The organism is Streptomyces sp. Tu 2975 (genome assembly GCF_009832925.1).
In the GTDB taxonomy this organism is placed as follows: Bacteria; Actinomycetota; Actinomycetes; order Streptomycetales; family Streptomycetaceae; genus Streptomyces.
Genome location: NZ_CP047140.1, coordinates 1,391,265 through 1,417,450 on the forward strand (window position 1 = coordinate 1,391,265; position 26,186 = coordinate 1,417,450).

23 protein-coding genes and 3 pseudogenes are annotated in these 26,186 nt (G+C 72.7%); 9 read left to right on the top strand and 17 right to left on the bottom strand.

Annotated features, from left to right (window positions below):
- Positions 1-188 precede the first annotated feature (188 nt).
- Positions 189-608 carry an SsgA family sporulation/cell division regulator gene (locus GLX30_RS06050; RefSeq protein ID WP_159684461.1) on the top strand — a complete coding sequence of 140 codons (420 nt, stop codon included), beginning with the start codon at positions 189-191 and terminating at the stop codon, positions 606-608.
- An 89-nt stretch (positions 609-697) separates the two neighbouring features.
- Positions 698-1,530, top strand: a pseudogene (locus tag GLX30_RS06055) (helix-turn-helix transcriptional regulator).
- On the opposite strand, the gene GLX30_RS06060 reads toward GLX30_RS06055, so the two are convergent.
- From GLX30_RS06060 to GLX30_RS06075, 4 genes are all read right to left on the bottom strand, one after another.
- A complete protein-coding gene (locus GLX30_RS06060) occupies positions 1,520-1,939 on the bottom strand; it encodes a hypothetical protein (RefSeq protein ID WP_159684464.1) in 420 nt (139 codons plus the stop codon). The pseudogene GLX30_RS06055 and the gene GLX30_RS06060 sit on opposite strands and share 11 nt — an antisense overlap.
- A 134-nt stretch (positions 1,940-2,073) precedes the next feature.
- Positions 2,074-3,114 carry a zinc-dependent alcohol dehydrogenase family protein gene (locus tag GLX30_RS06065; protein WP_159684467.1) on the bottom strand — a complete coding sequence of 347 codons (1,041 nt, stop codon included), beginning with the start codon at positions 3,112-3,114 and terminating at the stop codon, positions 2,074-2,076.
- On the bottom strand, positions 3,072-4,463 hold the full coding sequence (locus tag GLX30_RS06070; protein WP_159684470.1) for an amino acid permease: 1,392 nt from the start codon (positions 4,461-4,463) through the stop codon (positions 3,072-3,074). The genes GLX30_RS06065 and GLX30_RS06070 overlap by 43 nt, the downstream gene beginning before the upstream one ends.
- An 81-nt stretch (positions 4,464-4,544) precedes the next feature.
- Positions 4,545-6,671, bottom strand: a complete 2,127-nt coding sequence (locus GLX30_RS06075) for a phage holin family protein (RefSeq protein WP_159684472.1) — start codon at positions 6,669-6,671, stop codon at positions 4,545-4,547.
- A gap of 142 nt (positions 6,672-6,813) precedes the next feature.
- On the opposite strand from GLX30_RS06075, the gene GLX30_RS06080 reads away from it, so the two are divergent.
- Positions 6,814-7,596, top strand: a complete 783-nt coding sequence (locus GLX30_RS06080) for an MBL fold metallo-hydrolase (protein WP_159684475.1) — start codon at positions 6,814-6,816, stop codon at positions 7,594-7,596.
- Entirely contained in the window at positions 7,593-8,258 is a 666-nt protein-coding gene (locus tag GLX30_RS06085) for a VTT domain-containing protein (protein ID WP_208545373.1), read from the top strand. Before GLX30_RS06080 ends, GLX30_RS06085 begins: the two co-directional genes overlap by 4 nt.
- Before the next feature lie 66 nt (positions 8,259-8,324).
- Here the strand turns inward: GLX30_RS06085 and GLX30_RS06090 are convergent, their stop codons facing one another.
- The gene (locus GLX30_RS06090) at positions 8,325-9,542 is read right to left on the bottom strand and encodes an aminotransferase class I/II-fold pyridoxal phosphate-dependent enzyme (RefSeq protein WP_159684477.1); all 1,218 of its coding nucleotides are present in this window, start codon (positions 9,540-9,542) and stop codon (positions 8,325-8,327) included.
- 197 nt (positions 9,543-9,739) lie between these two features.
- Here GLX30_RS06090 and GLX30_RS06095 point away from each other — a divergent pair.
- Positions 9,740-11,265, top strand: a pseudogene (locus tag GLX30_RS06095) (phosphatase PAP2 family protein).
- 143 nt (positions 11,266-11,408) lie between these two features.
- Here GLX30_RS06095 and GLX30_RS06100 read toward each other — a convergent pair.
- Positions 11,409-11,834, bottom strand: a complete 426-nt coding sequence (locus tag GLX30_RS06100; protein WP_159684480.1) for a protein-tyrosine phosphatase family protein — start codon at positions 11,832-11,834, stop codon at positions 11,409-11,411.
- A 108-nt stretch (positions 11,835-11,942) separates the two neighbouring features.
- Between GLX30_RS06100 and GLX30_RS06105 the strand changes: the two genes are divergently transcribed.
- Together GLX30_RS06105 and GLX30_RS06110 are read left to right on the top strand one after the other, a co-directional pair.
- Positions 11,943-12,752 carry a methyltransferase domain-containing protein gene (locus tag GLX30_RS06105; RefSeq protein WP_159684483.1) on the top strand — a complete coding sequence of 270 codons (810 nt, stop codon included), beginning with the start codon at positions 11,943-11,945 and terminating at the stop codon, positions 12,750-12,752.
- A gap of 68 nt (positions 12,753-12,820) precedes the next feature.
- Complete coding sequence (locus tag GLX30_RS06110; protein ID WP_159684485.1) at positions 12,821-13,174, top strand: VOC family protein; 354 nt, start codon at positions 12,821-12,823, stop codon at positions 13,172-13,174.
- 43 nt (positions 13,175-13,217) lie between these two features.
- On the opposite strand, the gene GLX30_RS06115 is transcribed toward GLX30_RS06110, so the two are convergent.
- From GLX30_RS06115 to GLX30_RS06125, 3 genes are read right to left on the bottom strand one after another with little or no spacing between them, the layout of a single operon-like run.
- Positions 13,218-13,928, bottom strand: a complete 711-nt coding sequence (locus GLX30_RS06115; RefSeq protein ID WP_159684488.1) for a DNA alkylation repair protein — start codon at positions 13,926-13,928, stop codon at positions 13,218-13,220.
- 55 nt (positions 13,929-13,983) lie between these two features.
- On the bottom strand, positions 13,984-14,418 hold the full coding sequence (locus tag GLX30_RS06120) for an SMI1/KNR4 family protein (RefSeq protein ID WP_159684491.1): 435 nt from the start codon (positions 14,416-14,418) through the stop codon (positions 13,984-13,986).
- A gap of 34 nt (positions 14,419-14,452) precedes the next feature.
- The gene (locus GLX30_RS06125; RefSeq protein WP_159684494.1) at positions 14,453-15,028 is read right to left on the bottom strand and encodes a GNAT family protein; all 576 of its coding nucleotides are present in this window, start codon (positions 15,026-15,028) and stop codon (positions 14,453-14,455) included.
- A 163-nt stretch (positions 15,029-15,191) separates the two neighbouring features.
- On the opposite strand from GLX30_RS06125, the gene GLX30_RS06130 reads away from it, so the two are divergent.
- Together GLX30_RS06130 and GLX30_RS06135 are read left to right on the top strand one after the other, a co-directional pair.
- The gene (locus GLX30_RS06130) at positions 15,192-15,938 is read left to right on the top strand and encodes a GntR family transcriptional regulator (RefSeq protein ID WP_159684496.1); all 747 of its coding nucleotides are present in this window, start codon (positions 15,192-15,194) and stop codon (positions 15,936-15,938) included.
- A gap of 235 nt (positions 15,939-16,173) precedes the next feature.
- Entirely contained in the window at positions 16,174-17,241 is a 1,068-nt protein-coding gene (locus GLX30_RS06135; protein WP_159684499.1) for an adenosine deaminase, read from the top strand.
- A gap of 183 nt (positions 17,242-17,424) precedes the next feature.
- Here GLX30_RS06135 and GLX30_RS06140 read toward each other — a convergent pair whose 3' ends face one another.
- From GLX30_RS06140 to GLX30_RS06175, 8 genes and pseudogenes are all read right to left on the bottom strand, one after another.
- On the bottom strand, positions 17,425-18,360 hold the full coding sequence (locus GLX30_RS06140; protein WP_159684502.1) for an LD-carboxypeptidase: 936 nt from the start codon (positions 18,358-18,360) through the stop codon (positions 17,425-17,427).
- Positions 18,357-20,354, bottom strand: coding sequence for a prolyl oligopeptidase family serine peptidase (locus GLX30_RS06145; protein WP_159684505.1), 1,998 nt, complete (start codon positions 20,352-20,354; stop codon positions 18,357-18,359). Before GLX30_RS06145 ends, GLX30_RS06140 begins: the two co-directional genes overlap by 4 nt.
- An 11-nt stretch (positions 20,355-20,365) precedes the next feature.
- Positions 20,366-21,712 (bottom strand): M20/M25/M40 family metallo-hydrolase, encoded by a 1,347-nt coding sequence (locus tag GLX30_RS06150; protein ID WP_159684508.1) that lies wholly within the window; start codon positions 21,710-21,712, stop codon positions 20,366-20,368.
- A pseudogene (locus tag GLX30_RS06155) lies at positions 21,705-22,540 on the bottom strand (M55 family metallopeptidase). Before GLX30_RS06155 ends, GLX30_RS06150 begins: the two are co-directional and overlap by 8 nt.
- A 123-nt stretch (positions 22,541-22,663) precedes the next feature.
- Positions 22,664-23,887, bottom strand: coding sequence for an ornithine--oxo-acid transaminase (gene rocD, locus GLX30_RS06160; protein ID WP_159684511.1), 1,224 nt, complete (start codon positions 23,885-23,887; stop codon positions 22,664-22,666).
- A complete protein-coding gene (gene ddaH, locus GLX30_RS06165; protein ID WP_159684514.1) occupies positions 23,884-24,714 on the bottom strand; it encodes a dimethylargininase in 831 nt (276 codons plus the stop codon). Before ddaH ends, rocD begins: the two co-directional genes overlap by 4 nt.
- A gap of 187 nt (positions 24,715-24,901) precedes the next feature.
- Complete coding sequence (locus GLX30_RS06170) at positions 24,902-25,537, bottom strand: maleylpyruvate isomerase N-terminal domain-containing protein (protein ID WP_159684517.1); 636 nt, start codon at positions 25,535-25,537, stop codon at positions 24,902-24,904.
- Between the two features lie 128 nt (positions 25,538-25,665).
- Complete coding sequence (locus GLX30_RS06175) at positions 25,666-26,166, bottom strand: Lrp/AsnC family transcriptional regulator (protein WP_159684520.1); 501 nt, start codon at positions 26,164-26,166, stop codon at positions 25,666-25,668.
- Positions 26,167-26,186 lie beyond the last annotated feature (20 nt).

Here is a 26,186-nt window from a genome sequence, read left to right on the forward strand (position 1 = left end):
CGCCCGTAACCCGCCGCCGGTCCGAATTACACGGATATGCGGTGGCGCAAAACCCTAGCCATCCTGGCTCAATCGTTTCAGTCTTGGTGATGCAGGTCACACGCGCCACTGGCGTCGCTCGTGGGCCCACTGCCCGTGACGACGTTCGTGCACGAGAGCGGAACCGCGCAGCAGCAGAGGAGCGAGCGATGTCATCGACCATCGAGCAATCCGTCCGGGCCCGTCTCATCAGCGATGCGCCCCACTCCCTGGCCGTGCCGGTGGTTCTGCGCTACTGCGACGCCGACCCGTTCGCCGTCCGCATGGTCTTCCCCCCGGAGGCCTGCCTGAACGACACCGGCGTGACCTGGACCTTCGCCCGCAGCCTGCTCGACGCCGGACTGCGCGCACCGACCGGCGACGGCGATGTGCACGTCTGGCCCTGCGGACGCGTGCAGACCATGATCGAACTGCGCTCGCCGGAGGGCGTCGCGCTGCTCCAGCTGGACACGGCCGGCCTGCGCCGGTTCCTCGTCCGCTCGTACGCGGCCGTACCGGCCGGAAACGAGGCGGCGGCGCTGGACATCGAACGGGCCCTCGCAGCGCTGCTGGGCAACGCCCGGGGCTGAGCCGGCCGCCACTGCCGGTCCGGCCCCGCGCGGGCCGGCGGGTGGGTCGGCGGGTGGGTCGGCGGTGGCCGGCGTACTACGGTCTGGTTATGACAACTGTCGCGTCCGGTAAGGGAGTAGGGCCGCTGCTTCGCGGATGGCGCGAGCGCCGGCGGTTGAGCCAGCTCGAACTGGCTCTGCGCGCCGGTTCCTCCGCCCGCCACATCAGCTTCGTCGAGACGGGCCGCTCCCGCCCCAGCGAGGACATGGTCCTGCGCCTCGCCGAGCATCTCGACGTCCCCATGCGGGAACGCAACTCCCTTCTTCTGGCAGCGGGTTACGCCCCCGGTACGCGGAGACGCCGCTGGGCGACCCGGCGATGGAGGCCCTGCGTGAGGGCATGGAACAGCTCCTGAACGGCTACGAGCCGTACCCCGCGCTGATCGTCGACGGCACGTACAACGTGCTCGCCGCGAACCGGGGCATCGCGATGCTGCTCGACAGCCTGCCGGAACACCTGCTCGCCCCGCCGCTGAACGCCATGCGGATCACGCTGCACCCCGAGGGCCTCGCGCCCCGGATCCGCAATCTGCGCCAGTGGCGTGCCCATCTGCTGGCCCAGATGGAGCGGCAGATCGCGCTGGCCCGCTCCGACGCGCTGCGAGCGGTGTACGACGAGGTCGCCGCCTATCCACTTCCGGAGGCCGGCGACGCCGGACACACGGGCCGGGCGGGCGACGGCAGCGAGGCGGGGCAGGAAGCGCCGTTCCCGTACTTCGCGCTGCCGCTTCGGATCGAGCACGAGGGCCAGGTCCTCTCGTTCGTGTCGTCGATCTCGACCTTCAACACGCCCATGGACGTGACCGTCGCCGAGCTGGCCATCGAGACGCTGCTCCCGGCCGACCCGGCGACGGTGAAGTACCTCCAGTCGCTCACCCCGTAGCGGTGGCGCGCAGCGCGGACCACTGGGCGACGGCGAAGCCGGCGACGGTCAGCGCCTGGATCACGGCCCAGGCGGCGCCCGCAGCGTTGGGATCGAGCCACAGCACGAGGGCGGCGATGCTGAGCACCGACCACAGGATGTTCGTGTCGACGACCAGGGTGACGGCAATCCTCGGCGGCCGGGGCCGGGCGGCGAGCAGGCCGACGCACGCCGCGTACGCGGTCAGGAAGAGACCGAGGCCGAGCAGGAGGGTCCCGTCGACTCCGAGGAGCCGCCCGAGCGGCCCCGAAGCGACCACGTAGGCAAGGCCGTTGGCGCCGGTCACGACGGCGTCGGCGGCGAGGAACCGGCGCAGCATGGTCTGCGGCTCGGTGCTGCGGGAGATCCCGGCGAGCAGGGTGGCGGACATGGCGGATCAGCCTCCGTCGAGGTTGCGGGCTGGTCGTGGACCCGGAGCCCGAGCGGAGTGCGCCGCCCGGGTCCCGGTACCCACAGACTGCCCCGCGCCTGCCATGAGGTCGATTACGCGTGAGGTCATGCCGGTCAGGCGCCCGGGACGATCACCGTGACCCCGGTGCCGGACGCGGTGCCGAGCGCCGTCAGGGCGTCGGGTGCGGCGTCGAGGCCGATCTCCTTGGTGACCAGGAGGTCCGGCCGCAGCGCGCCGGAGGCGACCATGGCCATCATCTCGGGGTAGGCGTGGGCCGCCATACCGTGGCTGCCGAGGATCTCCAGCTCGAGGGCGACCACCCGGTCCATGGGCAGCCCGACACCCGACGGGAGGAGGCCGACCTGCACGTGCCGGCCCTGCCTGCGCAGGCTCTGCACGGAGTTCACGCAGGTCACCGGGGCGCCGAGGGCGTCGAGTGAGAGGTGGGCGCCGCCGCCGGTCAGATCACGCAGCGCCGCGCCGACCTCGCCCCCGGCCGGCGCGGAGGCGTCCAGACAGACCTCCGCGCCGAAGGTACGGGCCATTTCCAGCGCACCCGGCGAGACGTCCACGGCGACGACCCGGGCCCCGCAGGCCGCGGCGATCATCACAGCGGAGAGGCCCACTCCGCCGCAGCCGTGCACCGCGACCCACTCCCCCGGCCGCACCCGGCCCTGGCCGGCCACCGCGCGGAACGCGGTGGCGAAGCGGCAGCCGAGGCTCGCGGCGGTGGTGAACGACATGGTCTCCGGCAGCGCCACCAGGTTGGTGTCCGCGTGGCGGAGCGGGACGTACTCGGCGAAGGAGCCCCAGTGCGTGAACCCCGGCTGCTCCTGCCGCTCGCACACCTGCTGGTTGCCGTCGGCGCAGGCGGCGCAACGCCCGCAGGCGCAGATGAACGGCACGGTCACCCGGTCCCCAGGGCTCCAGCGGACGACGTCGCGGCCGACGGAGTGGACGACGCCCGCCAGTTCGTGACCGGGGACGTGCGGAGTGGCAATGCCTTCGTCGTGGCCCATCCAGCCGTGCCAGTCGCTGCGGCACAGCCCCGTCGCCCCGACCCGGACGACGACGCCGTCGGGCGACGGCTCCGGGTCCGGGACCTCGCGAACTACGGGCTGTCCACCGAACTCGTCGAATACGACTGCGCGCACGTGCCACTCTCCTCGGTTCCTGCGGCCCTGGTCCTGCGGGCCGACATACAGGCGTACACCAGCACCCCGGCGAAGAGGAACAACGCCCCCTGGTAGACGGCCGCGTAGCCGGAGCCGGCGACCAGCCACATGGAGAACCCGAAGGCCGCGGCGGCGAGGACCGCGTCGCGCACGAGGCGCCGCCGGTCCACACGGTCCGGCCGGCCGGACAGCAGGTAGTAGATCTGGGCGGCGGTGGCCAGCAGGTAGGGCACGGTGGCGGTGAAGGTCGTGACGAGGACCAGGATCTCGAACACCCGCTGGGATCCCGCGGTGTAGTTGTAGACGGTCAGCAGCGACGCGAGGACGACGGTGACGAGGACGCCGACGGTCGGCACACCGCGCCGCTTGGTGGCGAACACCTGCGGGAACAGGCCGTCCTTCGCCGCCGCGTACGGGGTCTGGGCGCTGAGCAGGGTCCAGCCGTTGAGGGCGCCGACCATGGAGACGAGGGCTGCCAGGGCGACGACCGTGCCTCCCCAGCTGCCGCCGAACATGGAGTCGACCGCGTCGCTGAAGGGCGCGGTCGAGCCGACCAGCTCCTCGTGGGGGACGGTGCCGAAGACGGAGAGGGTGCCGAGAAGGTAGATGCCGGCGGCCGCGGCGGTGCCGAGGATCGTGGCCCGGCCGACGTTCCGCGCGGGGTTCTTGACCTCGCCGGCGCTGACCGCGGCGGACTCGACGCCCAGGTAGCTGAAGAGCAGGATGGCGGCCGACGCGGAGACCGCTCCGGCCGCGCTGTGGTCACCGGCCTGGAAGGGGCCGAGGTTGTCGGTGTCGAAGAAGAACAGCCCGCCGACGGCCACGAGCAGCAGTGGCACGAACTTCAGCACGGTGGAGACGAGCTGGACGGCGCCGACGTAGCGGGTGCCCGCCAGGTTGGCGAGCGCGGGCAGCCACTGCAGGACCAGCGCGGCGGCGATGGTGGCCACCGTGGAGTGCCGGACGGGTATCAGCACGTCGAGGTAGCCCACGGCGGCGACGGCGAGGGCCGCGTTGGAGACCCAGGTGGTGATCCAGTACGACCAGGCGGCGAGGAAGCCGGCGAAGTCGCCGAACGCCTCGCGGGCGTAGACGTACGGGCCGCCGGTCCTGGGGTGCCGCTCCGCGAGCCGGCCGAAGACGAGGGCGAGCGCGATCGCTCCGGCGGTGAGGACCACGAACGCGACCAGGCTGATGGTGCCGAACGGGGCGACGGACGCGGGGAGCAGGAAGATGCCGCCGCCGATGATGTTGCCCATGACCAGGGCCGTGGCGACGGGCAGCCCGAACCTGCGGGCATGCCTGTTCTGTGGTGCTCGGGTGGTCATGGGGTGTGCGGCCTCTTCCGGGTGCGTGCGCGGCGATCGGGAACCGGGACATGTTCCGGCACGGGAGTGGCTGCGGAGAAATCACCCGTTTTTGTCCGGCGCGACTCCACCATCAACCGGAATTTCTTCTTCCGTTTCGCCTTCCGGCCGGGAAACCTTCACCGGCCCGACCGGGATCTGCGGCCCTTCCCCCTCCCGCAGCCAGCGGCGCAGCACCCGGTGCACCTGTTCCGCTCCGATCAGATCGACGCCCGGGGGGACCGGCGGGGACAGTTCGAACGGCGACAGCAGAAACGCCTGCGACTGCTCCCCGCCGAGCCCTCCGTGCGACCCGATCTGCTCCTCGAAGGCGTGCACCACACCCGTCCTCGGATCGTGCATCGAGTTGACCATGATGTCCGCGACGTGCGGGAACGAGTCGGTGCGGCGCACGGCGTCGGCCGCGCCGGGCCCGAAACCGGCCAGCGGTCCGTCGTCGTCCTTCAGCGCGTCGACGGGCACCTCCGTGCCGTCCGCGCCGAGCACCACGGAGCCGTACACCTCACTGCGCACCAGCAGGAAACCGATGCCCGGATGGTTGGCGAGGGTCGGCAGCAGCGCCGGGTGGCGGCGCCGGATCTCCTCCTGGCTCATGCGGTACGGCACGTCGGGGAACGAGATCAGGGCCAGGTTCCCCGAGGCGAGCACGATCGGGTCGGAGCCCGACGCCGGACGTTCCTCACCGTCACCGGCCGGCTGCCGGTGCAGCGCGGTCCGCAGCGCGTCGCGCGCCGCGTCGCGGGCCTCCGCACCGCTCTTGGACCGCTCGGCCCGCCGCGGCACCGGCAGCCCGCAGCCCGCCCGCACCAGATCCTTCAGCGTCAGCCCGTACGCGCCCTCGAAGGTGTCGCCCGGACTCTGGCCGTGGTCGGAGAGCAGCACGATCCGGTAGGCACGCGGCGCGTGCTCCGCGACCTTGGCGATCAGTGCGAGGGAACGGTCCAGCCGCTCCAGCACCGCGAAGGCGTCCCCGCTGTGCGGCCCGGAGTGGTGGGCCACCTCGTCGTAGGCGACGAGATCGGCATAGACCACCCTCCGCCCGGCGAGCATGTCCCCCACCACGGCGGCGACCACCACATCCCGCTCGACGACCGTGGCGAAGGCTCGGATGAAGGGATACAGACCGCCACGCCCGACGCGTGGCGTGTCCCCGCGGAGCCGGGCCCTGGTCGACTGGCCGATCTCACGGCAGACCTCCGCGACGAAGGACAACGCGGTGCGCACCGCGTTGGCCGGATCGGAGAAGTACGCGAAGTAGCCCGCGCGGGAACGGTTCGCCCTGCCGCGCCGTGCCGCCATCGACAGCACCAGGGCGAGCTGGTCCGCGCCACCGCTGAACAGGTTGCCACGGCTCGCGCCGTCCACCGTCAGCAGCCCGCCGTCGCCGGTCAGCTCGATCGCCCGCCGCTGGAGCTCCCCGGCACTCGCCGGACGGTTGCTCACCACGATCCGGCGGGTGTCCTTCTCGTACCAGCGGAAGGCGGGCACGTCGTGGTTCGAGCCGTGCAGGATGCCGAGCTGGCTCGCACCGGTCTGGCTCGACCAGTCGGTGCGCCAGGGCGTGAGCCGGTGCGTGGCGCCCACCCAGCCCGCCACGGTCGGCATCACACCGGTCTCCGCCGCGCGGCGCAGCACCGCGTAGCCGACGCCGTCGAGCTGCAGGAAGACCGTGCCCGGGGGGCTCGGTCGGCCCTGCGAGGCGTTGCCGCGCCCACGGCGGTGGGCGAGCCGGTACAGCCTTCGCCGGTAGGCGTTGTCGTCGCGGACGGCGAGCGCCGTGGAGGTCGCGGAGGCGACCGCCGACATCACGGCCGCGACCACCACCGCCGTCTCCGGATCGGCCGTGCCGCGTCCGTCGGGAACGATCCACAGGGCGATCAGCAGCAGCGAGCCGTTGAGGAAGAACACCAGCAGGCCCAGCACCAGGGCGGGTACGAGCAGCAGGGCCCGCACCACCACGGGCCAGACGAGACCCGTGAGAAGACCGAACGCGCCCGCACCCGAGGCCGCGGTGACCGCGGTCCGGGTGGCACTGTCGCCGTCGTCGGACTGGAGCCGGAAGTCCGGCAGCAGTCCGGCCAGCGCCAGCATCGTCAGCGTCGAGACCGCCCAGACGACGGCCACACGCACGACGGCGCTGCCGGCCCTGCGCCACCGCCCTTCGCCCACGCCCCTTCACCTCACCCTTCGAGCAGGACTCCAGCGTGGCACAGCGCGAAGCCGGGTCCGGCGGGGTGGCCGCACCGGCCCGGGACCGCCCCGAAGGCCCTAGGCTCGTACGGTACGGGGGGTTCGAAGGAGGAGGCGTCGCGTGCCGGTGGAGGTCACCTGGTGGGGTCATGCCACCTGCACGATCGAGGACTCCGGGGTCAGGGTGCTGACCGACCCTCTGTTCGTGCGGCGGCTGGCCCATCTGCGCCGACGCCGCGGCGAACTTCCGCCGGCGCAGGCCGCCGACGCGGACGCGGTCCTCGTCTCCCATCTGCACTCCGACCATCTGCACCTCGCGTCGCTCGCCCGCCTGGCGCCCGGCACGCGCCTGATCGTGCCGCGCGGTGCGGCCCGTTCCGTGCCGCGGCTCGGCCGGCTCGTCCGCACGGCCGCCCTGCGGATCACCGAGGTCGGGCCGGGCGACGAGGTGCGGGTGGGCGAGGTTCTCGTACGGGCCGTACCGGCGATGCACGACGGGCGTCGGCTGCCGCTCGGGCCGCACCGCTCACCGGCGCTCGGCTTCGTCGTCAGCGGCGAGTCGCACACGTATTTCGCGGGTGACACCGGCCTGTTCGACTCGATGGCGGACGAGGTCGGCCCCGTCGACGTGGCACTGCTCCCGGTCGGCGGCTGGGGCCCGTTTCTCGGCCACGGTCATCTGGACGCCGGCCGTGCGGCGCAGGCCGCGGCCGCGCTCGCGCCGCGGGCCGCCGTGCCCGTCCACTACGGCACGTACTGGCCGATCGGGATGGACGGCATCCGGCCGCACGAGTTCTACGCGCCCGGGGACGAGTTCGCGCGCAAGGCGGCGCTGCTGGCCCCGAAGGTGACGGTGCACCGCCTCGGACACTGCGAGCGGATCCGGCCGGAGGGAACGCGGTGAGGACCCAGCTCGCCGAGGCGTTCGGCCAGTTGTCGGAGCTCGTGCGGCAGCTGCCCCCCGAGTCGACCCAGCAGGCCGTGGGTTACCCCTCGCTTTTCCTGCTGGTGGTGCTCGGCGCGCTGGTCCCGGTCGTGCCGACCGGAGCTGTGGTCTCCTCCGCCGCCGTGGTGGCCTTCCACCAGATGGCGCCGCTCGCCCTGCTGTACGTCTTCCTCCTCGCCTCCGCGGCCGCGTTCCTGGGTGATGTCACCCTGTACTGGCTCGGACGGCGCGGGTTCCGCTCGAGGAACGGTTCACGCTGGCTGGCCGCCCTGCGCAACCGCGCCGCGCCGGACCGGTTGGAGCAGGCACAGCGCAAGCTCGACGAGCACGGTGTGACGGTGCTGGTGCTCTCGCGGCTGGTGCCCGCCGGACGCATACCGATCATGCTGGCGTGCCTGCTGGCCAGGATGCCGCTGCGCCGGTTCGTACGCGGCGACGTCCCGGCCTGCCTGGCGTGGGCCGCGACCTACGGGCTGATCGGCATCGTGGGCGGTTCGCTGTTCGCCGAGCCGTGGCAGGGAGTCGTCGCCGCGGTCACGCTGACGCTGGTGGTCGGCGCGGCGCCGGCCGTCTGGCGCAGACTGCGGACGGCGTACGGCTCCGGCAGCCGGCCCGCCTGACCACCCGCTCCCCGGAGCTGCCTCCTCGGGGCCCGGACCGGGCGGCGGCCCAGCTGCGACGGGCTGTCAGCGGAGGCCGTCGAAGACCGAACGCAGATGCTCCAACGCCTGGGCGACATGCGGCAGTTCCAGCGGCTCCGTGGAGGCGAGCGACTCGAGCCGCTGCTCGGCGGTGGCACCCAGGAACGGCGCGGTGTCCAGTCTGACGTGCAGGGCACCCAGTTCGTCGCCGAACCGGTGGCCGCCGGGCACCGGCATGCCGAGGCGCTCGGTCAGCTGCTCCTCCAGCTCCATGGAGTCGCTGACGCCCAGCTCCCCGAGGCGGCCGCGCAGCGGCCCCAGGTCGGCGTAGAGATGCCGGCCCGCCTGCGGGGGCCGGGAGACAGCACCGGCCTCCACCACAGTGCGGTGCACGGCGGCCGCCGTCCGCGCGTGCAGCGCGACCGCTTCCGACGCCCGCTCGGTGATCTCCGGGGGCTCGTCGAGCGCGTGCGCCGCGGCGGCGGCGACCGGAGCGGGGACGACGGCGCCGAGGGCGGTGAGGATGTCGAGGGTCCTGGCCCGCCGGGCGGCGCCCTGCTCCCCCTGCGGGAAGCGGGCGACGGAGACCGGCCAGGACGACGGAAGGAGCGCTCCGGCCAGGTCGCTCATGACCGTCACCTGCTCCGCGTACATCTCGGCGGGGCTGACCAGCATCGTCTCGTGCGGCTCGTGCACGGTGTCGCGCCAGGTCTCGTCGCTGATGATGTGCAGACCTTCACCGACCGCCGCCTCGCACACCTCACTGAGCATCTCCGGCGGGGTGACGGTGGCGGTCGGATCGTCGGCGACGGACAGCAGGAGCAGCCGGGGCCGGCCGCCTTCCAGCCGCACCCTGCGCACGGTCTCGAGCAGCGCGACCGGGTCCGGCACTCCGCCGCACTCCGCGGGGACGGGCACGTGGTAGGCGGGGCGACCGAGCAGCCGCACCTGCGGGGTCCACCAGGCAGGGCACGGACGGGGCATCAGTACGTCGCCGTCGTACGCGCCGAGCAGCGCGAACAGCAAGGACTGCGCGCCGGACGCGGCGACGACCTCGCCGGGGCGGCTGCGCAGTCCGCGCCGCGACCAGTATCCGCAGGCCGCCTCCCGCAGCGTCGGCCCGCCGCCCGGCGGCTCGCCCTCCGCCGCGTCCGCGGCGGCGGCCAGGACGGCACTCAGCTCGGGCAGCACGGGAAGCCCCCCGTCGGGGGCGGGCGGCCCGTAGCGGACGGGGCCGTGGCCCTCGCGATCGATTTCCGTCATCCCGTCCACCTCCACCGTTCGCGCCCCGGGCTCGTCTGCCCGTCCACGAGCCCTTTATACGGAGGATCGCCGCCCGGCGCCCCGTGGGAGGTCCGTACGCCCGGGCGGCGGCGTGGCGGGAGTGGCATGCTGCGGCGTACGGCACGGATCGCGTGCGGCCCGGCGTGGTGGCGGCGGTCCCGGGGTAATCGCGGAACATGTCGGACGCTCACGCACCTCACGTACCAGGCACACGGTCGATCGGCGGGCAGCCGCTCCGCGGGCGGATCACGGCGCTCCTGTCCCGATGGGACCGCAGCGTCTTCCACGCCGTGGCGGCACGGGAGTGGCCCGGCGCGGAGCCGGTGCTGCCTCGGCTGAGCCGCGGCGCCAACCACGGCCTCCTGTGGTTCGGCGCCGCCGCCGGGATCGCCGCTCTGGGCCGTGACGCGCGCTCGCGGCGCGCCGCCGTACGGGGAGTCGCCTCCCTGGCCGTCGCCTCGGCCGTCATCAACACCGTCGGCAAGCGGTCCGTGCGCCGGGCACGGCCGCTGCTCGACGCGGTACCCGTGATACGGCAGTTGAAGCGGCAGCCGTTCACCACGTCCTTCCCTTCCGGGCACTCCGCGTCCGCCGCCGCCTTCGCGACCGGTGTCGCCCTGGAGTCGAAGGGATGGGGTGCTGCGGTGGCGCCCATCGCGGCGTCGGTCGCCTTCTCCCGCGTCTACACGGGTGTCCACTATCCGAGCGACGTCCTGGTCGGCGCGGCGCTGGGCGTAGGTGCGGCGTTCGCGGTGCGCGGCGCGGTCCCGACGAGGTCGCAGCTGCCGACCCCCGGCACGCCGCACGCCGACGCTCCGGAGCTGCCCGACGGTGAAGGCCTGATCGTGATCGTCAACCGGGAGTCGGGCTCCGCCTACATGGCGCCGGTGGTGCAGGAGGCACTGCCGCGGGCGGAGGTGGTGGAGTGCGCCCCGAAGAGCTGCGGGCCGAGCTGGAGAAGGCCGCCGGGCGGGGACGCGCGCTGGGCATCGTCGGCGGGGACGGGTCGGTGAACAGGGCGGCGGCGGTGGCCGCGGGCCGGGGCCTGCCGTTGGCCGTCTTCCCCGGGGGCACACTCAACCACTTCGCGTACGACCTGGGCATAGAGTCCGTCGAGGACACCTGCCGGGCGCTGGCCGCGGGTGACGCGGTGCGGGTCGACCTGGGCAGGTTCACGCCGGGTCCCGACGGCAGCACGGAGCCCGGCCACTTCCTCAACACCTTCAGCCTCGGCGTGTACCCGGACCTGGTGAGCGTCAGGGAACGCTGGTCGCCACGGATCGGCGGCTGGCCGGCCGGTGTACTGGCGGCGGTGCTGGTACTGCGCGGCCGGCGGCCACTGGAGGCGGAGGTTCAGGGCAGACGGCGTCCGATGTGGCTCCTGTTCGCGGGCAACGGCGTCTACAAGGGCGTCGGCCCGACGCCGGGCCACCGAGAGAATCTCGTGGACGGCCTGCTGGACGTCCGCGTGGTGCATGCCGGCCGGGCGCCCGGCTGGCGACTGCTGGGCGCGGCGCTCGTCGGAAAGCTGCGCCGCTCCCCCGTCCACGCGACACGGCACCTGCGGCGGCTGCACATCGGCGGGCTGGCTCCGGGGACCCTGCTCGCCTACGACGGTGAAGTGGCCCCGGCGCCGTCGGAGTTGGTCCTGGACAAGGTCCCGGAGGCGCTGACTGTCTACCGTCCGCAGGCCCTGTTGTAGCGCTTGCGGGCCGCGTCCCGTCGCGGCGGGCGGGGCGTCTCCTGCGCGGGCCGTGTCTCCCGTCGCGGCGGGCGGTGTCTCCGGTCGCGCGGGCGGTGCGGCCCGTCGCGGCGGGCGGTGCGTCGCGCCGCGCGGGCGGCGTGTCAGAAGCGCAGGACGTACCGCCGTTGCCAGGGCGTCTCCACGGCGCCCCGGTGGTAGTGCTCGCGTACGTACGCGACGGCGTCCTCGGCCGGGACGCCGTCCAGGACCGCAAGGCAGGCGAGTGCGGTGCCCGTTCGGCCACGGCCCCCGCCGCACGCGATCTCGACCCGTTCCGTCGCGGCGCGGGCCCATGCCTGTTCCAGCAGTCCGCGCGCCTGCGCCGGGTCGGCCGGCAGCCGGAAGTCGGGCCAGCGGATCCAGCTCCCCTCCCAGTCGGTCGCGGGCGGCCGACGACCCAGCAGATAGACGCCGAACTCCAGGCGGGCACCGTCCGGCAGGGGCCTGCGCAGGCCCCTGCCGCGTACCAGCCGGCCACTGGGCAGCCGCAAGATCCCGTCACCGTCGGATGGCCATGTCTCTGTCACCCGGCCAGCCTATCCACCCGCGACTCGTCCACACTGCGAGACATGGGTCTTGAAATACGGGACGCGGGCGTAGCGTGGCGGCATCGCCTCAGCAGAAGGAGACACGTCATGCCGCAGGAGAGAGCCGTCTACACGCACGGGCACCACGAGTCCGTGCTGCGCTCGCACACCTGGCGCACGGCGGCCAATTCGGCCGCCTACCTCCTCGGTGAACTCCGATCAGGGGCAGAAGTGCTGGACGTGGGCTGCGGGCCCGGCACCATCACCGCCGACCTCGCGGAGCGGGTCGCGCCGGGGCGGGTCACGGCGGTGGACGCGGCGGAGGGCGTGCTCGAGCAGGCACGGGCGCACGCGGGGCAACGCGGCCTGGACGACGTGCGGTTCGCGGTCGCCGACGTCCACGCGCTGGACTTCCCCGACGACTCCTTCGACGTGGTCCACGCCCACCAGGTGCTTCAACACGTCGGTGACCCGGTGCAGGCACTGCGCGAGATGCGGCGGGTGTGCCGGCCGGGCGGGATCGTCGCGGCGCGCGACAGCGACTACGACGCGTTCGCGTGGTATCCCCGGCTCCCCGCCCTGGACGAATGGCTCCAGCTGTACCGGCGCGTGGCCCGCGCCAACGGCGGCGAGCCCGACGCCGGCCGCAGACTGCTCTCGTGGGCCCGCGCCGCCGGCTTCACCGACATCACCCCCAGCGCGGCGGCATGGTGCTTCGCCACACCGGCCGATCGCACATGGTGGAGCGGCCTGTGGGCCGATCGCACGGTCGCGTCGGTGTACGCGGAGCTCGCAGTGGAGGGCGGGCACACCACGCACGAGCAGCTGCGGACGATCGCCGACGCGTGGCGCACCTGGGGCGACCACGACGACGCATGGTTCATGGTCCCGCACGGCGAGGTGCTCTGCCGGGTGTGATCCGCCCGGGCGCTAATGCCCGCCGGGCCCGATTCCGTCGGGCGGGATCGCCAACTACGCTCGCCCGTATGGAGATCCTCGGAACCACGCTCCGCATCTGCGTCGACGACCTGGAAGCCTCCGCCACGTTCTACGAACGCCTCACCGGCGCCCCGCCGCTCCGGTTCGAACGCGGCGGGGTCTCCGTGGCGGCCGTCGGCTGCTTCCTGCTGATGAGCGGCCCGGAGGCGGAACTGGAGATCCTGCGGAAGGTGTCGGCGACGATCGCCGTGAAGGACGTGGACGAGGCGTACGCCACCCTCACCGGCATCGGCGCACGGGTGCTCGCCGGCCCGGTGGAGACCCCCGTAGGCCGCAATCTGATCGCCGTCCATCCCGACGGCTCGGTCTTCGAGTACGTCGACCGCAAGCCGGCAGCCTGAGCTGCTGAGGACGCCTGCTCCCCGGGGAAGGGCGCGCCGCCGGTCAAGCCACCGTCTTCTCCTGCTGCCGGCGCACCATCTCGGTGATCCAGATGGGCGCGAACGGGGACGTGCAGCCAGGGGACGTCGGGTAGTCCTTGAGCACCTCCAGGCGCTCACCGATGTCGAGGGCGCGGGCGCGGTGCTCGGCGTGCTCGATCCCGATCTGGGCCAGGCAGTGGTTCATCGCCCACTGCAGGCGGTCCGGGGCGTCCTGCATCTCCGCCTCGATGACGTCCAGCAGTCCGGGGAGGTCGAGGCCGTCGGGCCTCTTCGCCACGCGTTCGGTCGTCAGCGCCCAGCCGGCACTCGCCACCACCGGGTCCGGATCGGCGGACCAGGCCGTACGCAGCTCTTCGGAGTGCGGGTTCTTCTTCACCACGTAGTTCACGAGCCAGTCGTGCACCTTGGGCGTCCGCGCCTCACGCAGCATGACGTCCAACTCGTCACGCCCGAACGCCTTCGGGCGGCAGATCAGGAGCGCCAGCAGCCTCGCCGCGGTGTCGCCCGTCTCCCAGAGCCGGCACGCGAGTTCCTGCTGCGTCTTCAGCCGCTTCGCGAGGGCGCGCAGCTTGCTGAGGTTCACGCCGTGATCGTCCCCGTGTCGCTCGTTCACCGCGCGTGCCTTCGGGTCCTCGAGCGCGGCCAGCTCGGCCATCACCTCGGCGAGCGTCGTCTCGGCCACCGCAGTCCTCCTGTCCGTCACGTGCGGCATTCAGCCTACGCCGGAGGCCGGCCTCCCGGCCGGACACCCCACCGGACGCGGCCACCTACCGGTACCAGCCGTCCCCCTCGTCCGCGAGAGACCGGCCGAGGTAGTCCCGCAGGTCCCGGGCGACCCAGCGACGGCTGTCGTCCTCGTGTTCCCACACGAAGATGTCGGCTCGCGAGGGCCTCCGGACGAAGGCGAACTGGTCGCCGCCCCCGTTGTCACCGAAGAAGAGCAGCGCGTCGAACGGCATGTACAGGTCGGCAAGCGCGCCGTCCGACCAGAAGCGGAGGTTGTCCTCGACGATCCGCTCCAGGGGCCAGACCGTCTCCACCCCGTAGTGCCCCACGATGCCGTCGGTCTCCAGCAGCAGACGCCCCAGTTCGGACGGCAGCGAGCAGCTGAGCCGTTGCTCCGCGGCAGCCACCAGGGCCGCGTCGACCGGCTCGCTGAACTCGGCCTCAGGGAATGCCTGCCTTGCGACGTCTCTCCACATGCGGGCAGCCTATGACCGTGTCCGTGCCGGCGGTTCAGCCCCGGGTCGGCATCTCCCGGGTGATCGCCCAGCGCTCGTGGTCGCGCCAGGCACCGTCGATGTGCAGGAAGTCGGGCGAGTAGCCCTCGAGGCGGAAGCCGACCGACCGTACGAGGCCCAGGGAAGCCGTGTTTCCGGGCTGGATGTTGGCCTCCAGGCGGTGCAGCCCGAGGCCGCTCCGGGCGAAGGCGTACTCGACCAGGAGCCTCAGGCCCTCTCCCATCAGGCCGCGGCCCACGGCGTGCGCGAAGGCCCCGTAGCCGACGGCACCGCTGAGGAACGCGCCGTGGACGATGTTGTTGATGTTGATGTACCCCGCGATGCTGCCGCCCGGGCGCTCACATACCAGGAAGCCCGCACGGGCCGGGTCCTCGATGAGCCGCCGCGCGTACCCGGCGTAGTCGTCGGCGGTGAGCGGCGGGAAGAGCCAGGGCCGGTGGTGGTCCTTGCTCCGCCGTGCGGCCGCGGTGAATTCGGCGGCGTCGTCGTACGTGAGGTGGCGCAGGGCGACGCTGGTGCCGGTGGCGACGTACGGGTCGCCTGCGGAAGGCCGGGGCTCGGGCTCGGACATGGCGTCAGCTTGTCATGCGGGCCGCCGCCGAAGCCGCTCCGGTCCCAGGGCGATCCCGTCTGCCGCGCAGCATCGGTGAGACACTTGTCAGACAGGGTCAGTGCCTCTCGTACGGGATCGAGAGGCACCGCACCACGTGGTGAGCCGAGGAAGGGCCGGTCCAGTGGCAGTCAGCAGGCAGCAGCGCAGACCCGTCGTCGTCCTGTACGAGCGGATCGCGGACGCGATCCGCGAAGGCGTCTACCCGCCCGGGTCCACCCTGCCCTCGGAACCCCGGCTCGCCGGCGAGCTCGGCGTCAGCCGCCCCGCCCTCCGGGAGGCGCTGCTGCTGCTCCAGGAGGACGGCCTGCTGTCCGTACGCCGAGGCGTAGGACGGACGGTCAACGCCCATCCACCCCGGCGCGGCTACGAGCACCTCCAGCCGCTGGAGCAGCTCCTTCCCGGCGGCGGACCGCCGCTGCGGGTGCGGCCGCTGGTGCGGAGCACGGAGGAGCCGACCGACTTCACCACTCAGCACCTGCTCGCACCCGCCGGGTCCGAGCTGCGCTTCTGGGAGTCCCTGCTGAACGGCGACGGTACGACGGGGGTACTGAGCCACGAGTGGGCCGCTCCGGAGGAGACGCTGGAGACGGCGCATCCCGCGTTCGCGGCGGCGCTGCGGGAGGCGGCTCCCGCGGTCTCGATGCTCGCCGCGTTGACCGGGGCGTCCCGCGGCATCGCCCTCACCGCGCACAGCGGCGTGACCGCGACGCTGCTCGGCACCCGCCGCGGTCACCAGCTCGACCGGGCACCGGACACGCCGGCGGTGCTGGTGACACAGGTGGTGCGGGTGGGGGAGGTTCCGGTTCTGGCGGCGAAGCACGTGCTGGCGACGGGGGCGGGGGCGTTGCCGGTGCGCCAGTCGAACTGAGCGGGGGCGGCCGCTGCGCGGTGCTGTTCCCCCACCCCGCCCCTTCCCGAACCGGGCTCCGCCCGGACCCGGTACCGCGCTTCGCGCGGTGTCGTCAAACGCCGGACGGGCTGGATCCCGCCCGCGAGATCGGCCTCGCTGGGGGCACCTCCCACGGCCGCCGGGCAAGGGACGGGGAGGCGGGAACGCCCGCCGCAGGCGCAGCGGACAGCGTCCCGTGCCGTACACTCCCCGGATGCACTTGTCTGACATCTTGCGCGCGCCCAAGGCCGTCCTCCATGACCACCTCGACGGCGGTCTGCGGCCTGGGACGATCATCGAGCTGGCTCGCGACTGTGGCTATCAGGAGCTGCCGACCGAGGACCCGGCCGCTCTCGCGGTCTGGTTCCGGGACGCCGCCGACTCGGGGTCGCTGGAGCGTTACCTGGAGACCTTCGCCCACACCTGCGCGGTGATGCAGACCCGCGAGGCGCTGGAGCGTGTCGCCGCCGAGTGTGCGGAGGATCTGGCGGCGGACGGTGTCGTGTACGCCGAGGTGCGGTACGCGCCCGAGCAGCACCAGGAGCGGGGCCTCGGGCTCGACGAGGTCGTGGACGCGGTCAACGCGGGGCTGCGGGAGGGTGAGCGGCGCAGCGGCGGGAGGATCACCGTGCGTGCACTGCTCACCGGCATGCGGCACACCGAACGTTCCCTGGAGATCGCCGAGCTGACGGTCGCGCACCGCGACCGCGGTGTCGCCGGGTTCGACATAGCGGGCGGTGAGGTCGGCAATCCGCCGGCCCGCCACCTCGCCGCGTTCCAGCACCTGCGGCGCCACAACTGCCACTTCACGATCCACGCCGGCGAGGCGGTGGGCGCGGAGTCGATCCATGAGGCCGTGCAGGTGTGCGGCGCCGAGCGGATCGGCCACGGTGTCCGTATCACGGACGACATCCAGGTGCACGACGACGGCACGGCCACGCTCGGCCGTCTCGCCTCCTACGTGCGCGACAACCGCATCGCCCTGGAGGTCTGCCCGACGTCCAACCTCCAGACGGGTGCGGCGAAGTCGTACGACACGCATCCCGTCGACCTGCTGCGTCGTCTCGGCTTCCGCGTCACGCTCAACACCGACAACCGTCTCGTCTCGGGCACCACCATGAGCGAGGAGTTCCGGCACATGGTGGACGCCTTCGGCTACGGACCCGCGGAGTTCGAGGAGTTCACCGTAGCGGCGGTGGAGTCGGCGTTCCTGCCGCTGCCGGAGCGGCAGCGGCTGATCGACGAGGTGATCCGGCCCGGGTACGCGGCTCTCGCAGCGTAGTCGGGACAGCGAGCCACGGACGACGGGGAGTTCGATCACCCCGGTGCCGCCGGGCTCACTGCGCCGGCCCAGGTGGGTGCCCCTCATGTCGTAGGGCTGAGGTCGGGCACGCCGATGTGCCGGAGAGCGAGGATTCCGAGTGGCTGGTCGGGCACGGGCAGGTCGGACCGGGCCGGCGGTGGATCAGACCAGCGCCGGCACGTCCAGCGTCAGCGTCCCCGCGTCCGCGTCCAGTACGGCCGGGACACCGAGCGGCATCGTGAGGTTCGTGGGGCCGTGACCGAAGCCGAACTCCTCGACGACCGGGACGCCCAGCCCGCCGAGCCGGTCGACGAGGACCGCTCGGATCTGCTCGTAAGGGCCGCACTGCGCCCACGAACCTAGGACGACGCCCGCGACGCCGTCGAGCCACTCGGCACGCAGGAGCTGGGTGAGGATCCGGTCGAGGCGGTAGTTCTCCTCCTCCACGTCCTCGATCAGCAGCAGTCCGCCCCGCGCGGACGGCCGGGCGTGGGGTGTGCCCAGGTCCGCGGCGATCAGCGAGACGCAGCCGCCGAGGGTGACGCCGTGGGCACGGCCGGACACCATGGGGCGGACGCCCGCCAGGCCGTGGAGCCGCTGCACCGTCTCCGGCTCGAAGAGCGTGGCGCGCAGCGAGTCCTGGGTGCGGGCGTCCTTGAGGAAGGTCTCCGCGCCGGCCATCGGGCCGTGCAGGGTGGCGAGTCCCATCCGCACCGCGAACGCCTCGTGGAGCGCGGTGATGTCGCTGTAGCCGACGAAGACCTTGGGTGCGGCGGCGCGCATCGCGTCCCAGTCGGCGAGGTCCACCATCCGCTGGACGCCGTACCCGCCGCGCGCGCAGATCACGGCGGAGACCGACGGGTCGCACCACGCCTGGGTGAGATCGCGGGCACGGGCCTCGTCCGTGCCCGCGAGATACCCCAACTCCGGGTGCGTCTCGCGGACATGCGGCATGACGACGGGGTCGAGGTCCCAGCCGCGCAGGATGTCCAGGCCGGCGTCGAGACGCTCGTCCGGTACGGGACCGCTGGGCGCGACGACGGCGACCCGGTCCCCGGCCCGCAGGCGCTTCGGACGTGTGAGCGGCTCCAGGTTCATTTCCTCAGCTCCAGCAGGGGGACATCGGGACGTGCGATGCCGAAGGTCTGTGCGTACAGCGACAGTTCGGCCTCGAGCGCCCGGACCAGTGTGTCGGCCCTGCGAAATCCGTGGCCCTCGCCCTCGAAGGCGATGTACGCGTGCGGGATGCGGCGTCCGGCCATCTGTTCCAGGAACCGTTCGCACTGCACCGGCGGGCAGATCACGTCGTCCAGGCCCTGCAGCAGCAGGAAGGGCGCGGTGATGTGGTCGACGTGGTTGATCGGCGAGCGTTCCCGGTAGCGGGCGGGGACCTCGTCGAGCGGGCCGACCAGCGACTCCAGGTACCGCGACTCGAAGTCGTGGGTCTCCCCCGTGGCCCAGGCGCAGAGGTCGAGGATCGGGAAGATGACCGTGCCGCAGGCGTACACATCGGTGGTGGCGAGCGAGGCCGCGGCGGTCCAGCCGCCCGCGCTGCCGCCGCGGATCGCCAGCCGGGCCGGGTCCGCGGTCCCCTCGTCGGCGAGCGCCTGCGCGACGGCCGCGCAGTCTTCGACGTCGACGACGCCCCACTGCTCCTTGAGCCGGTCGCGGTACTCGCGGCCGTAACCGGTGGAGCCGCCGTAGTCGACCTCGGCCACCCCGATGCCCCGGGAGGTGAAGTAGGCGATCTCCAGGTCGAGCACGAGCCCCGCGCGGCCGGTCGGGCCGCCGTGCGCCCGGACGACGAACGGCGGCAGCTCCTCGTCGGGCGCCACCCGGTCGGGGCTGTGCGGCGGGTAGATGTGTGCGTGGATCTCCCGGTGCCCGGGCCCGGTGAAGGTACGGATCTGCGGCTCGGGGTAGTACGCGGGGTCGACCGGGTCGTCGTGCGGGCTGCCGATGACCCGGGCGCGGCCGGTACGGGTGTCGAGCTCCACGATCTCGTACGCGCTGCGCGGGCTGGCCGCCACGCCGAACACCCGGTCGCCGTGCACGGCGAGGGTCGGCGCCCACTCGCTCCACGGCCCCGGGGCGTCAACGAGTTCGCCGGTCTCCGGGTCCAGTATCCCGAGCGCGGTCGCCCCCTTGCCGTGGATGACGGCGATCAGTCCGCCGGGGAGCGGCCGGAACCACTGGGAGCCGATCTTCCACAGCGGCCCGCCGAACTCCTCGCCACGGCCCGGGCACAGCGGTGTGCGCCGCTCGGAGTCCGGGGAACCGGGCCTGATGCGCTGGAGTTCCCACCATCCGCCGCCGTCGGCGCTGAACAGGAGAGAGCCGTCCGGGGCCCATTCGACCTGGGCGACCGACTCGTCGCTCTCGCCGGCCACCGGCCGGACGTTCCGGTACGGACCGTGTTCCGTCACGTCGCCGACCATGACGACGGTGCCGTCCCACGGCATCCGCGGGTGGTCCCAGGCGATCCATGCCGCCTCGCTCCCGTCCGGCGACAGCCGCGGCCCGGTGACGAAGCGGTGCCGGCCGTCGCTGAGTTCCCGTACCGCGGACCGGTCGCCGGCCGCGGATCCGTCCAGCGGTACGGCGGCGATGACCCGGCGGACGTCGGTGGCCGAGGGTCCGGTGAACTCCTCGAGGACGCACCACACCTCGCCGCGCTCCGGCCGCAGTTGCGGGTCGACCCAGCGCAGTCCGCCGCCGAGGTCCGACACGGGGGTGAGGGGCCGCGGCTCGGCGCCGGGCCGGTCGGGCTCGTAGGCGTAGAGCCGCTGGTCGGGGAAGTGGACGAAGACGACGAGCGGGCCGTGCTCCGCCCGGTCGACGCCGGCCCAGGGGAGGCCGCCGTACTCGATGACGCGGCTGCGGACGTTCCACGGGGCGGGAAGCACCGACTCCTCGGCGCCGTCGGGCCGCCGGCGCACGAGGGCGCGCCTGCCGCCCTCCGCCGGTCGGGGCGCGGTCCACCACACCTCGTCGCCGACGACGCCGAGATACTCGGGGCGTCCGTCGTGCGACGCGGCGAGGGCCGCGTCGATCGGCGACGGCCAGGTTCCGTAGGCCCCGGTGGGCACCATGTCCGATCCCCCTAAGCGGTCTGCAGATAGTGGTCGAGGACCCGGACGCCGAAGTGGAGGGCGTCGACGGGGACGCGTTCGTCGACGCCGTGGAAGAGCGCCTGGTAGTCGAAACCGGGCGGCAGCTTCAGCGGTGAGAAGCCGTATCCGGTGATGCCGAGCCGGGCGAACTGCTTGGCGTCGGTGCCACCCGACATGCAGAACGGGACCACATGGGCGTCCGGGTCGAACGCCTCGATCGCGGCCCGGAGTTTGGCGAAGGTCGGAGAGTCGACCGGCGCCTGCAGGGCGATCTCGTTGTGGTAGAAGTCCCAGTGGACGTCGGGGCCGGTGAGCGCGTCCATGGTCGCGCGGAACTCCTCGTCGGTGCCGGGCAGGATCCGCCCGTCCACGTACGCGGTGGCGTTGCCGGGGATGACGTTGAGCTTGTAACCGGCGTTCAGCATCGTCGGATTGGAGCTGTTGCGTACCGTCGCCTCGACGAGCTTGGCGGCCGGGCCGAGCTTGGCGAGCAGCTCGTCGACGTCGAAGCCGGTGGTCTCCAGGTCGGCACGGGTCACATCGATGTCGTGGAGCGCGGCGAGTTCGAGCAGGGCCGCCTTCACGGTCGGTGTGAGCCGTACCGGCCAGTGGTGTTCACCGATCCGGGCGACCGCTGAGGCGAGCCGGGTCACGGCGTTCTCGCGGTTGACCTTGGAGCCGTGGCCCGCCCTGCCGTCCGCGGTGAGTCTCATCCAGGCCGTGCCGCGTTCACCGGCGGCGACGGGGTAGAGCGCCATGCCGGGGCCGGCGTGGAAGGTGTAGGCGCCTGATTCGCTGATGCCCTCGGTGCAGCCGTCGAAGAGGTCGGCGTGCTCGGCGGCGAGGAAGCCGGAGCCGTCCTCGGCGCTGGCCTCCTCGTCGGCGGTGTACGCGATCACGATGTCGCGGCGGGGCCGGATGCCGTGCCGGGCCCATGCCCGTACGACCGCGAGGACCATGGCGTCCATGTTCTTCATGTCGACTGCGCCACGGCCCCAGACCACTCCGTCGCGGACCTCGCCCGAGAAGGGGTGGACGGTCCAATCGGCGGGCTCCGCGGGGACCACGTCGAGGTGGCCGTGGACGAGGAGCGCGTCGGCGCCCGGGTCCCAGCCTTCGTAGCGGGCCACCACATTGGTGCGGCCGGGGCTGCGCTCCAGCAGCACCGGATCGAGCCCCGCGTTGACCAGCCGCTCGGCGACGTACTCGGCGGCGGGCCGCTCGCGGCAGTCGCCGCCACCCCGGTTGGTGGTGTCGATGCGGATGAGCTCGGAGGTGAAGGTCACCACCTCGTCGAGGGCGCGGGCGTCGATGGGGGTGTCTGTCACGTCAGCCATACTGCTCCTCCACGGCGGCGGAGACGATCGTCGTGACCGCCTTGAATGTGCGGATGCCCTCGTACATCGTCCCGCTGGTGTACACCACCCGCCTCTCCCCCGGGCCCTTGCCACGCCCGGGACGACGGTGGCCGCCGCCGCGAGGTGCTCGGCGTCGAACTCGAGCTCGACGGTGAACGGTCCGTCCTCGGCGGGCGCGTGGCGTACGGCGAGGCCGGCGGCCTCTTTGGCCGCGGCGCGGATGTCCGCCGCGGTGCGGGCAGGGGTCCGGCAGACGGCCGCGTACCGCGAAACATGGTCCTTGACCGCGACCTTGAGCGCGCCGGGGGCGTAGCCGAGCGCGTCCTCGCAGGTCAGGTCGTCGCCGGTGACGAGGACGACGGGTACGCCGTACTCGGCGACGACATGGGCGTTGAGCAGGCCCTCGCTCGCGCGGACGCCGTTCAGCCAGACGCCGGTGATGGAGTTGGCGAGGTAGGTGTGGGCCAGGACGCCCTCGGCGCCGGCGCCGGTGTGGTAGCCGACGAAGGCGATGCCGTCGACGTCGCCGTGCTGGACGCCCTCGACCATGGACAGCGACTTGTGACGACCGGTGAGCATCTCGGCGCGTTCGTCGAGTTCCTCGAGGAGGAGGTTGCGCATCGTCCAGTGCGCCTCGTTGATCAGCACCTCGTGGGCGCCGCCGTCGAAGAAGCCGAGGACGGCCGCGTTCACGTCGGAGGTGAACATGGAGCGGCAGCGTTCCCACTGGGGTGTGCCGGGCAGGACGTCGGCCGGCCATGTCACCCCCGTGGCACCCTCCATGTCGGCGCTGATGAGGATCTTCACGGCTCTCTCCGTTCCACCACGGCCACGCTGCCAGAAGTGCACCTTACGACAGCGTGGCCGTGGAGCGGAGGGGCTGGTCACCCCGCGTCCCGGCCGCTCCGGGGAGCGGCCGGGCACGGCCCGTCAGCCGAGGACCTTCTCCAAGGAGGCGAGGGCCGACCCGAGTTCCTCACGGGTGATCGTCAGCGGCGGCGCGATCCGGATGGTGGAGCCGTGGGTGTCCTTCACGAGGATGCCCTCGGCCATCAGCCGTTCGCTGATCTCGCGGCCGCTGCCGATGGCCGGGTCGACGTCGACGCCCGCCCACAGCCCGCGGGAGCGGAAGCCGACGACGCCCTTGCCCACCAGCCCGGTGAGGCCCTCCCGCAGCACCTCGCCGAGCTCGGCGGCCCTGCGCTGGAACTCTCCGGTGGCCAGCAGGTCGACCACGGCGGAACCGACCGCGGCGGCCAGCGGGTTGCCGCCGAACGTGGAGCCGTGCTCGCCGGGACGCAGCACGCCCAGCACGTCCCGGCGTGCGACGACCGCGGAGACGGGGACGATGCCGCCGCCGAGGGCCTTGCCGAGCAGCAGCATGTCGGGGACGACCGACTCGTGGTCGACGGCGAGGGTCGTACCGGTGCGTCCGAGACCGGACTGGATCTCGTCGGCGATGAACAGGCAGCCGGCCCGCCGGGTCAGCTCGCGCACGCCCGCGAGGTAGCCGTCGTCGGGGATGAGGACGCCCGCCTCGCCCTGGATCGGCTCGATGAGCACGGCGGCCGTGGTCTCGTCGATCGCGTTCTCGATCGCGGCCAGGTCGTTGTAGGGCACGATGCGGAAGCCGGGCGTGAAGGGGCCGAAGCCGCCGCGCGCCGACTCGTCGGTGGAGAAGCTGACGATGGTGGTGGTGCGGCCGTGGAAGTTGCCGTCGGCGACGATGATCGTCGCCCGGTCGGGGGCCACACCCTTGACCTCGTAGGCCCATTTCCGGGCGACCTTGACCGCGCTCTCGACGGCCTCCGCTCCGGTGTTCATCGGCAGGGTCATCTCGAGGCCGGTCAGTTCGGCGAGACCTTCCGCGAAGCCGGCGAGCCGGTCGTTGTGGAAGGCGCGCGAGGTGAGGGTGACCTCGTCGAGCTGGCGGTGCGCGGCGGCGACGAGGCCGGGGTGGCGGTGGCCGAAGTTGAGTGCCGAGTAGCCGGCCAGCATGTCGAGGTAGCGGCGGCCTTCGACGTCCTCGACCCAGACGCCCTCGGCGCGTGCGACGACGACGGGCAGAGGGTGGTAGTTGTGCGCCAGCGCCGTGTTCTCGGCGCGGATGAGCTCCTCGGAGGAGCGCTGCGTGCGTACGGGGGTGAGAGTCATGCGCGGATCTCCTGAGTGCAGCACTTGATGCCGCCGCCGGCCTTGTGGAATTCGGACATGTCTACGGGGACGGGCTCGTAGCCGTGTTCGGCGAGCTGTCCGACGAGCGCCTCGGCCTGCGGGGCCACGAGGACGTGCTGGCCGTCGGACACCGAGTTGAGGCCGAAGGCCATGGCGTCCTCCCGGGTGGCGACCACCGCGTCGGGGAACAGCCGCCGCAGCACCGCGAGGCTGCCCGGCGAGAACGCCCCCGGGTAGTAGGCGATGTTCGCGGCCTGCCCGTCGCTCCCGTCCTCGAGGACGAACAGGGCGGTGTCGAGGTGGTAGAAGTACGGGTCGACGAGCTGGAGGCCGATCACCGGTACGCCGAAGAACTCCTGCACCTCGCGGTGGGCCTCGGTGGTCGTACGGAATCCGGTGCCGGCCAGGATCTGGCCGTCGACGGGGACGAGGTCGCCCTCGCCCTCGCACACCGACACGGTCCGGTGCACGTCGAACCCGGCGACCTTGAACCAGGCCGCGTAGGCCTCTTCCTCCGGCCGGCGCTGCGGCGCGTGGAAGCGGGAGCCGAAGACCTTGCCGTCGAGGACCAGTGCGCAGTTGGCGGCGAAGACCATGTCGGGCAGTTCGGCCTGGGGCTCCACGGACTCGACCTTGTGGCCGAGAGCGCGGTACGCGTCGGTCAGGGCGTTCCACTGGGACCGGGCGAGGTCCTGATCGACCTCGGTGTTCTCGCTCATCCACGGATTGATGGCGTACTTCACGTCGAAGTAACGGGGTTCGCAGACCAGGTAACGCCTGGGGCGAGGCACGCGGCTGGGTGGCACCCGGGGTTCCTCCCGATTCCTGAGATGGCCGGTGACGACCGGTGACGACCGGTGACGTCTCAACGGTAGGAATCGGGAGGTTCGGGCGACAAGGAACAAGCGCTGCGTGTATACGCAGCAATCCTGCGTCGTGCGGCCCATAGGCGGCGTTTCGCGTCGCCCGCCGGTCCCACACCACCCGTTCGGGCTACGCGCGCGGCGCGCCGTGCCAGCGCCAGGTGGCGGAGCGTGGCCGTCCGGGGAGGTCGGCGCGGCCGGTGCACCAGAGCAGCGCGGGCCAGGGGGCGGTGTCCGCGGGGGCGTCGGGGAACAGCCGGACGAGCACCCGTGAGCAGATGCCGGCGGGCGGGTCCCAGGTGAGGCCGAGCCCTGCGGCGACGTCGTGGGTGTGCACCAGGGTCTCCACGATGCCCATCGCGGCGAAGCCCTCGGGGTCGGACGCGCCGAAGACATGGTGGGAGCGCACCTGCGGCGGTGTCGTCAGCACCATGGCGACGAGCAGCGCCCCGCCGGCTTCCAGCACCTGGAGCAGCCCGTCGGGCCCCGCGGCGCGATCGGCGTGGACGGAGTTGGCGGGGCCGCCGGGCCGGCGGCTCTCGTAGGCGAAGGGCACCTCACGGTCCAGCGGCGGGGTGCGGGGGCCGAGTTGGACGGCGTAGGCGAAGAGGTCGTCGGCGAGGTGCTCGACGGTCTCCCAGCAGGTCCACTCGAGGGTGCCCGCGTTGCCGTCCCAGGCGGTCGCGGGGACCTCTCCGAGGGCGGCCACTGCGAGCTGTACGGCGTGGGCGAGGTCGTCGGCGGTGACGGGCGGGCGGCCGTTCACCGGAGGAACCCCGAACTCCCGGTAGGAGAGCCGCGTTCCGTCGTGCGCGGAAAGGTAGGCATGGGCCGAGACCTTTCACCGGCGGTCCGTCGGGGCAAACGGGTTGTCCGCGCCTGCCGGAGACGGGGTCACATGCCGGCGTCGCCACTCGTCGCGGCGCGGCCGGCGCCCGCCTCCGGGCTGCCGGTCAGCAGGTGGGAGAGCACCATGTAGCTGATCGTCTTGCGGATGAACGGTTCGGCCCGGATGCGTTCGAGGACCTCCTCGAAGTGCTCGACGTCCGTCGCCCGTACGTGCAGCAGGGCGTCCGCGCCACCGGTCACCGTCATCGCGGCCGTGATCTCCGGGTGGTTGCGGACGACCTCGGCGAGCCGCCGGGGCGGGGCGGCGCCGTCGCAGTACACCTCCACGTAGGCCTCGGTGGCCCAGCCGAGCGCGGCGGGACGCACCGTGGTGGTGAAGCCGGTGATGATGTCGTTCTCGCGCATCCGGTCGACCCGGCGTTTGACCGCGGTGGCCGACAGGCCGATCGCCGCGCCGATCTCCGTGAAACTGGTCCGCGCGTTCGCCACCAGGGCGGCGACGATCTTGCGGTCGAGCTCGTCGAACGGCGCGGATCTGTTCGTCATGTCAAGGTTCCTCCGGACGG

What these genes read in the sequence shown, in the direction of transcription:
- GLX30_RS06050 (WP_159684461.1), top strand. Translation starts at nt 189, where the DNA reads ATGTCATCGACCATCGAGCAATCCGTCCGGGCCCGTCTCATCAGCGAT.
- GLX30_RS06060 (WP_159684464.1), bottom strand. Translation starts at nt 1,939, where the DNA reads ATGTCCGCCACCCTGCTCGCCGGGATCTCCCGCAGCACCGAGCCGCAG.
- GLX30_RS06070 (WP_159684470.1), bottom strand. Translation starts at nt 4,463, where the DNA reads ATGACCACCCGAGCACCACAGAACAGGCATGCCCGCAGGTTCGGGCTG.
- GLX30_RS06090 (WP_159684477.1), bottom strand. Translation starts at nt 9,542, where the DNA reads ATGACGGAAATCGATCGCGAGGGCCACGGCCCCGTCCGCTACGGGCCG.
- GLX30_RS06105 (WP_159684483.1), top strand. Translation starts at nt 11,943, where the DNA reads ATGCCGCAGGAGAGAGCCGTCTACACGCACGGGCACCACGAGTCCGTG.
- GLX30_RS06110 (WP_159684485.1), top strand. Translation starts at nt 12,821, where the DNA reads ATGGAGATCCTCGGAACCACGCTCCGCATCTGCGTCGACGACCTGGAA.
- GLX30_RS06115 (WP_159684488.1), bottom strand. Translation starts at nt 13,928, where the DNA reads ATGCCGCACGTGACGGACAGGAGGACTGCGGTGGCCGAGACGACGCTC.
- GLX30_RS06120 (WP_159684491.1), bottom strand. Translation starts at nt 14,418, where the DNA reads ATGTGGAGAGACGTCGCAAGGCAGGCATTCCCTGAGGCCGAGTTCAGC.
- GLX30_RS06125 (WP_159684494.1), bottom strand. Translation starts at nt 15,028, where the DNA reads ATGTCCGAGCCCGAGCCCCGGCCTTCCGCAGGCGACCCGTACGTCGCC.
- GLX30_RS06135 (WP_159684499.1), top strand. Translation starts at nt 16,174, where the DNA reads ATGCACTTGTCTGACATCTTGCGCGCGCCCAAGGCCGTCCTCCATGAC.
- GLX30_RS06140 (WP_159684502.1), bottom strand. Translation starts at nt 18,360, where the DNA reads ATGAACCTGGAGCCGCTCACACGTCCGAAGCGCCTGCGGGCCGGGGAC.
- GLX30_RS06145 (WP_159684505.1), bottom strand. Translation starts at nt 20,354, where the DNA reads ATGGTGCCCACCGGGGCCTACGGAACCTGGCCGTCGCCGATCGACGCG.
- GLX30_RS06150 (WP_159684508.1), bottom strand. Translation starts at nt 21,712, where the DNA reads ATGGCTGACGTGACAGACACCCCCATCGACGCCCGCGCCCTCGACGAG.
- rocD (WP_159684511.1), bottom strand. Translation starts at nt 23,887, where the DNA reads ATGACTCTCACCCCCGTACGCACGCAGCGCTCCTCCGAGGAGCTCATC.
- GLX30_RS06175 (WP_159684520.1), bottom strand. Translation starts at nt 26,166, where the DNA reads ATGACGAACAGATCCGCGCCGTTCGACGAGCTCGACCGCAAGATCGTC.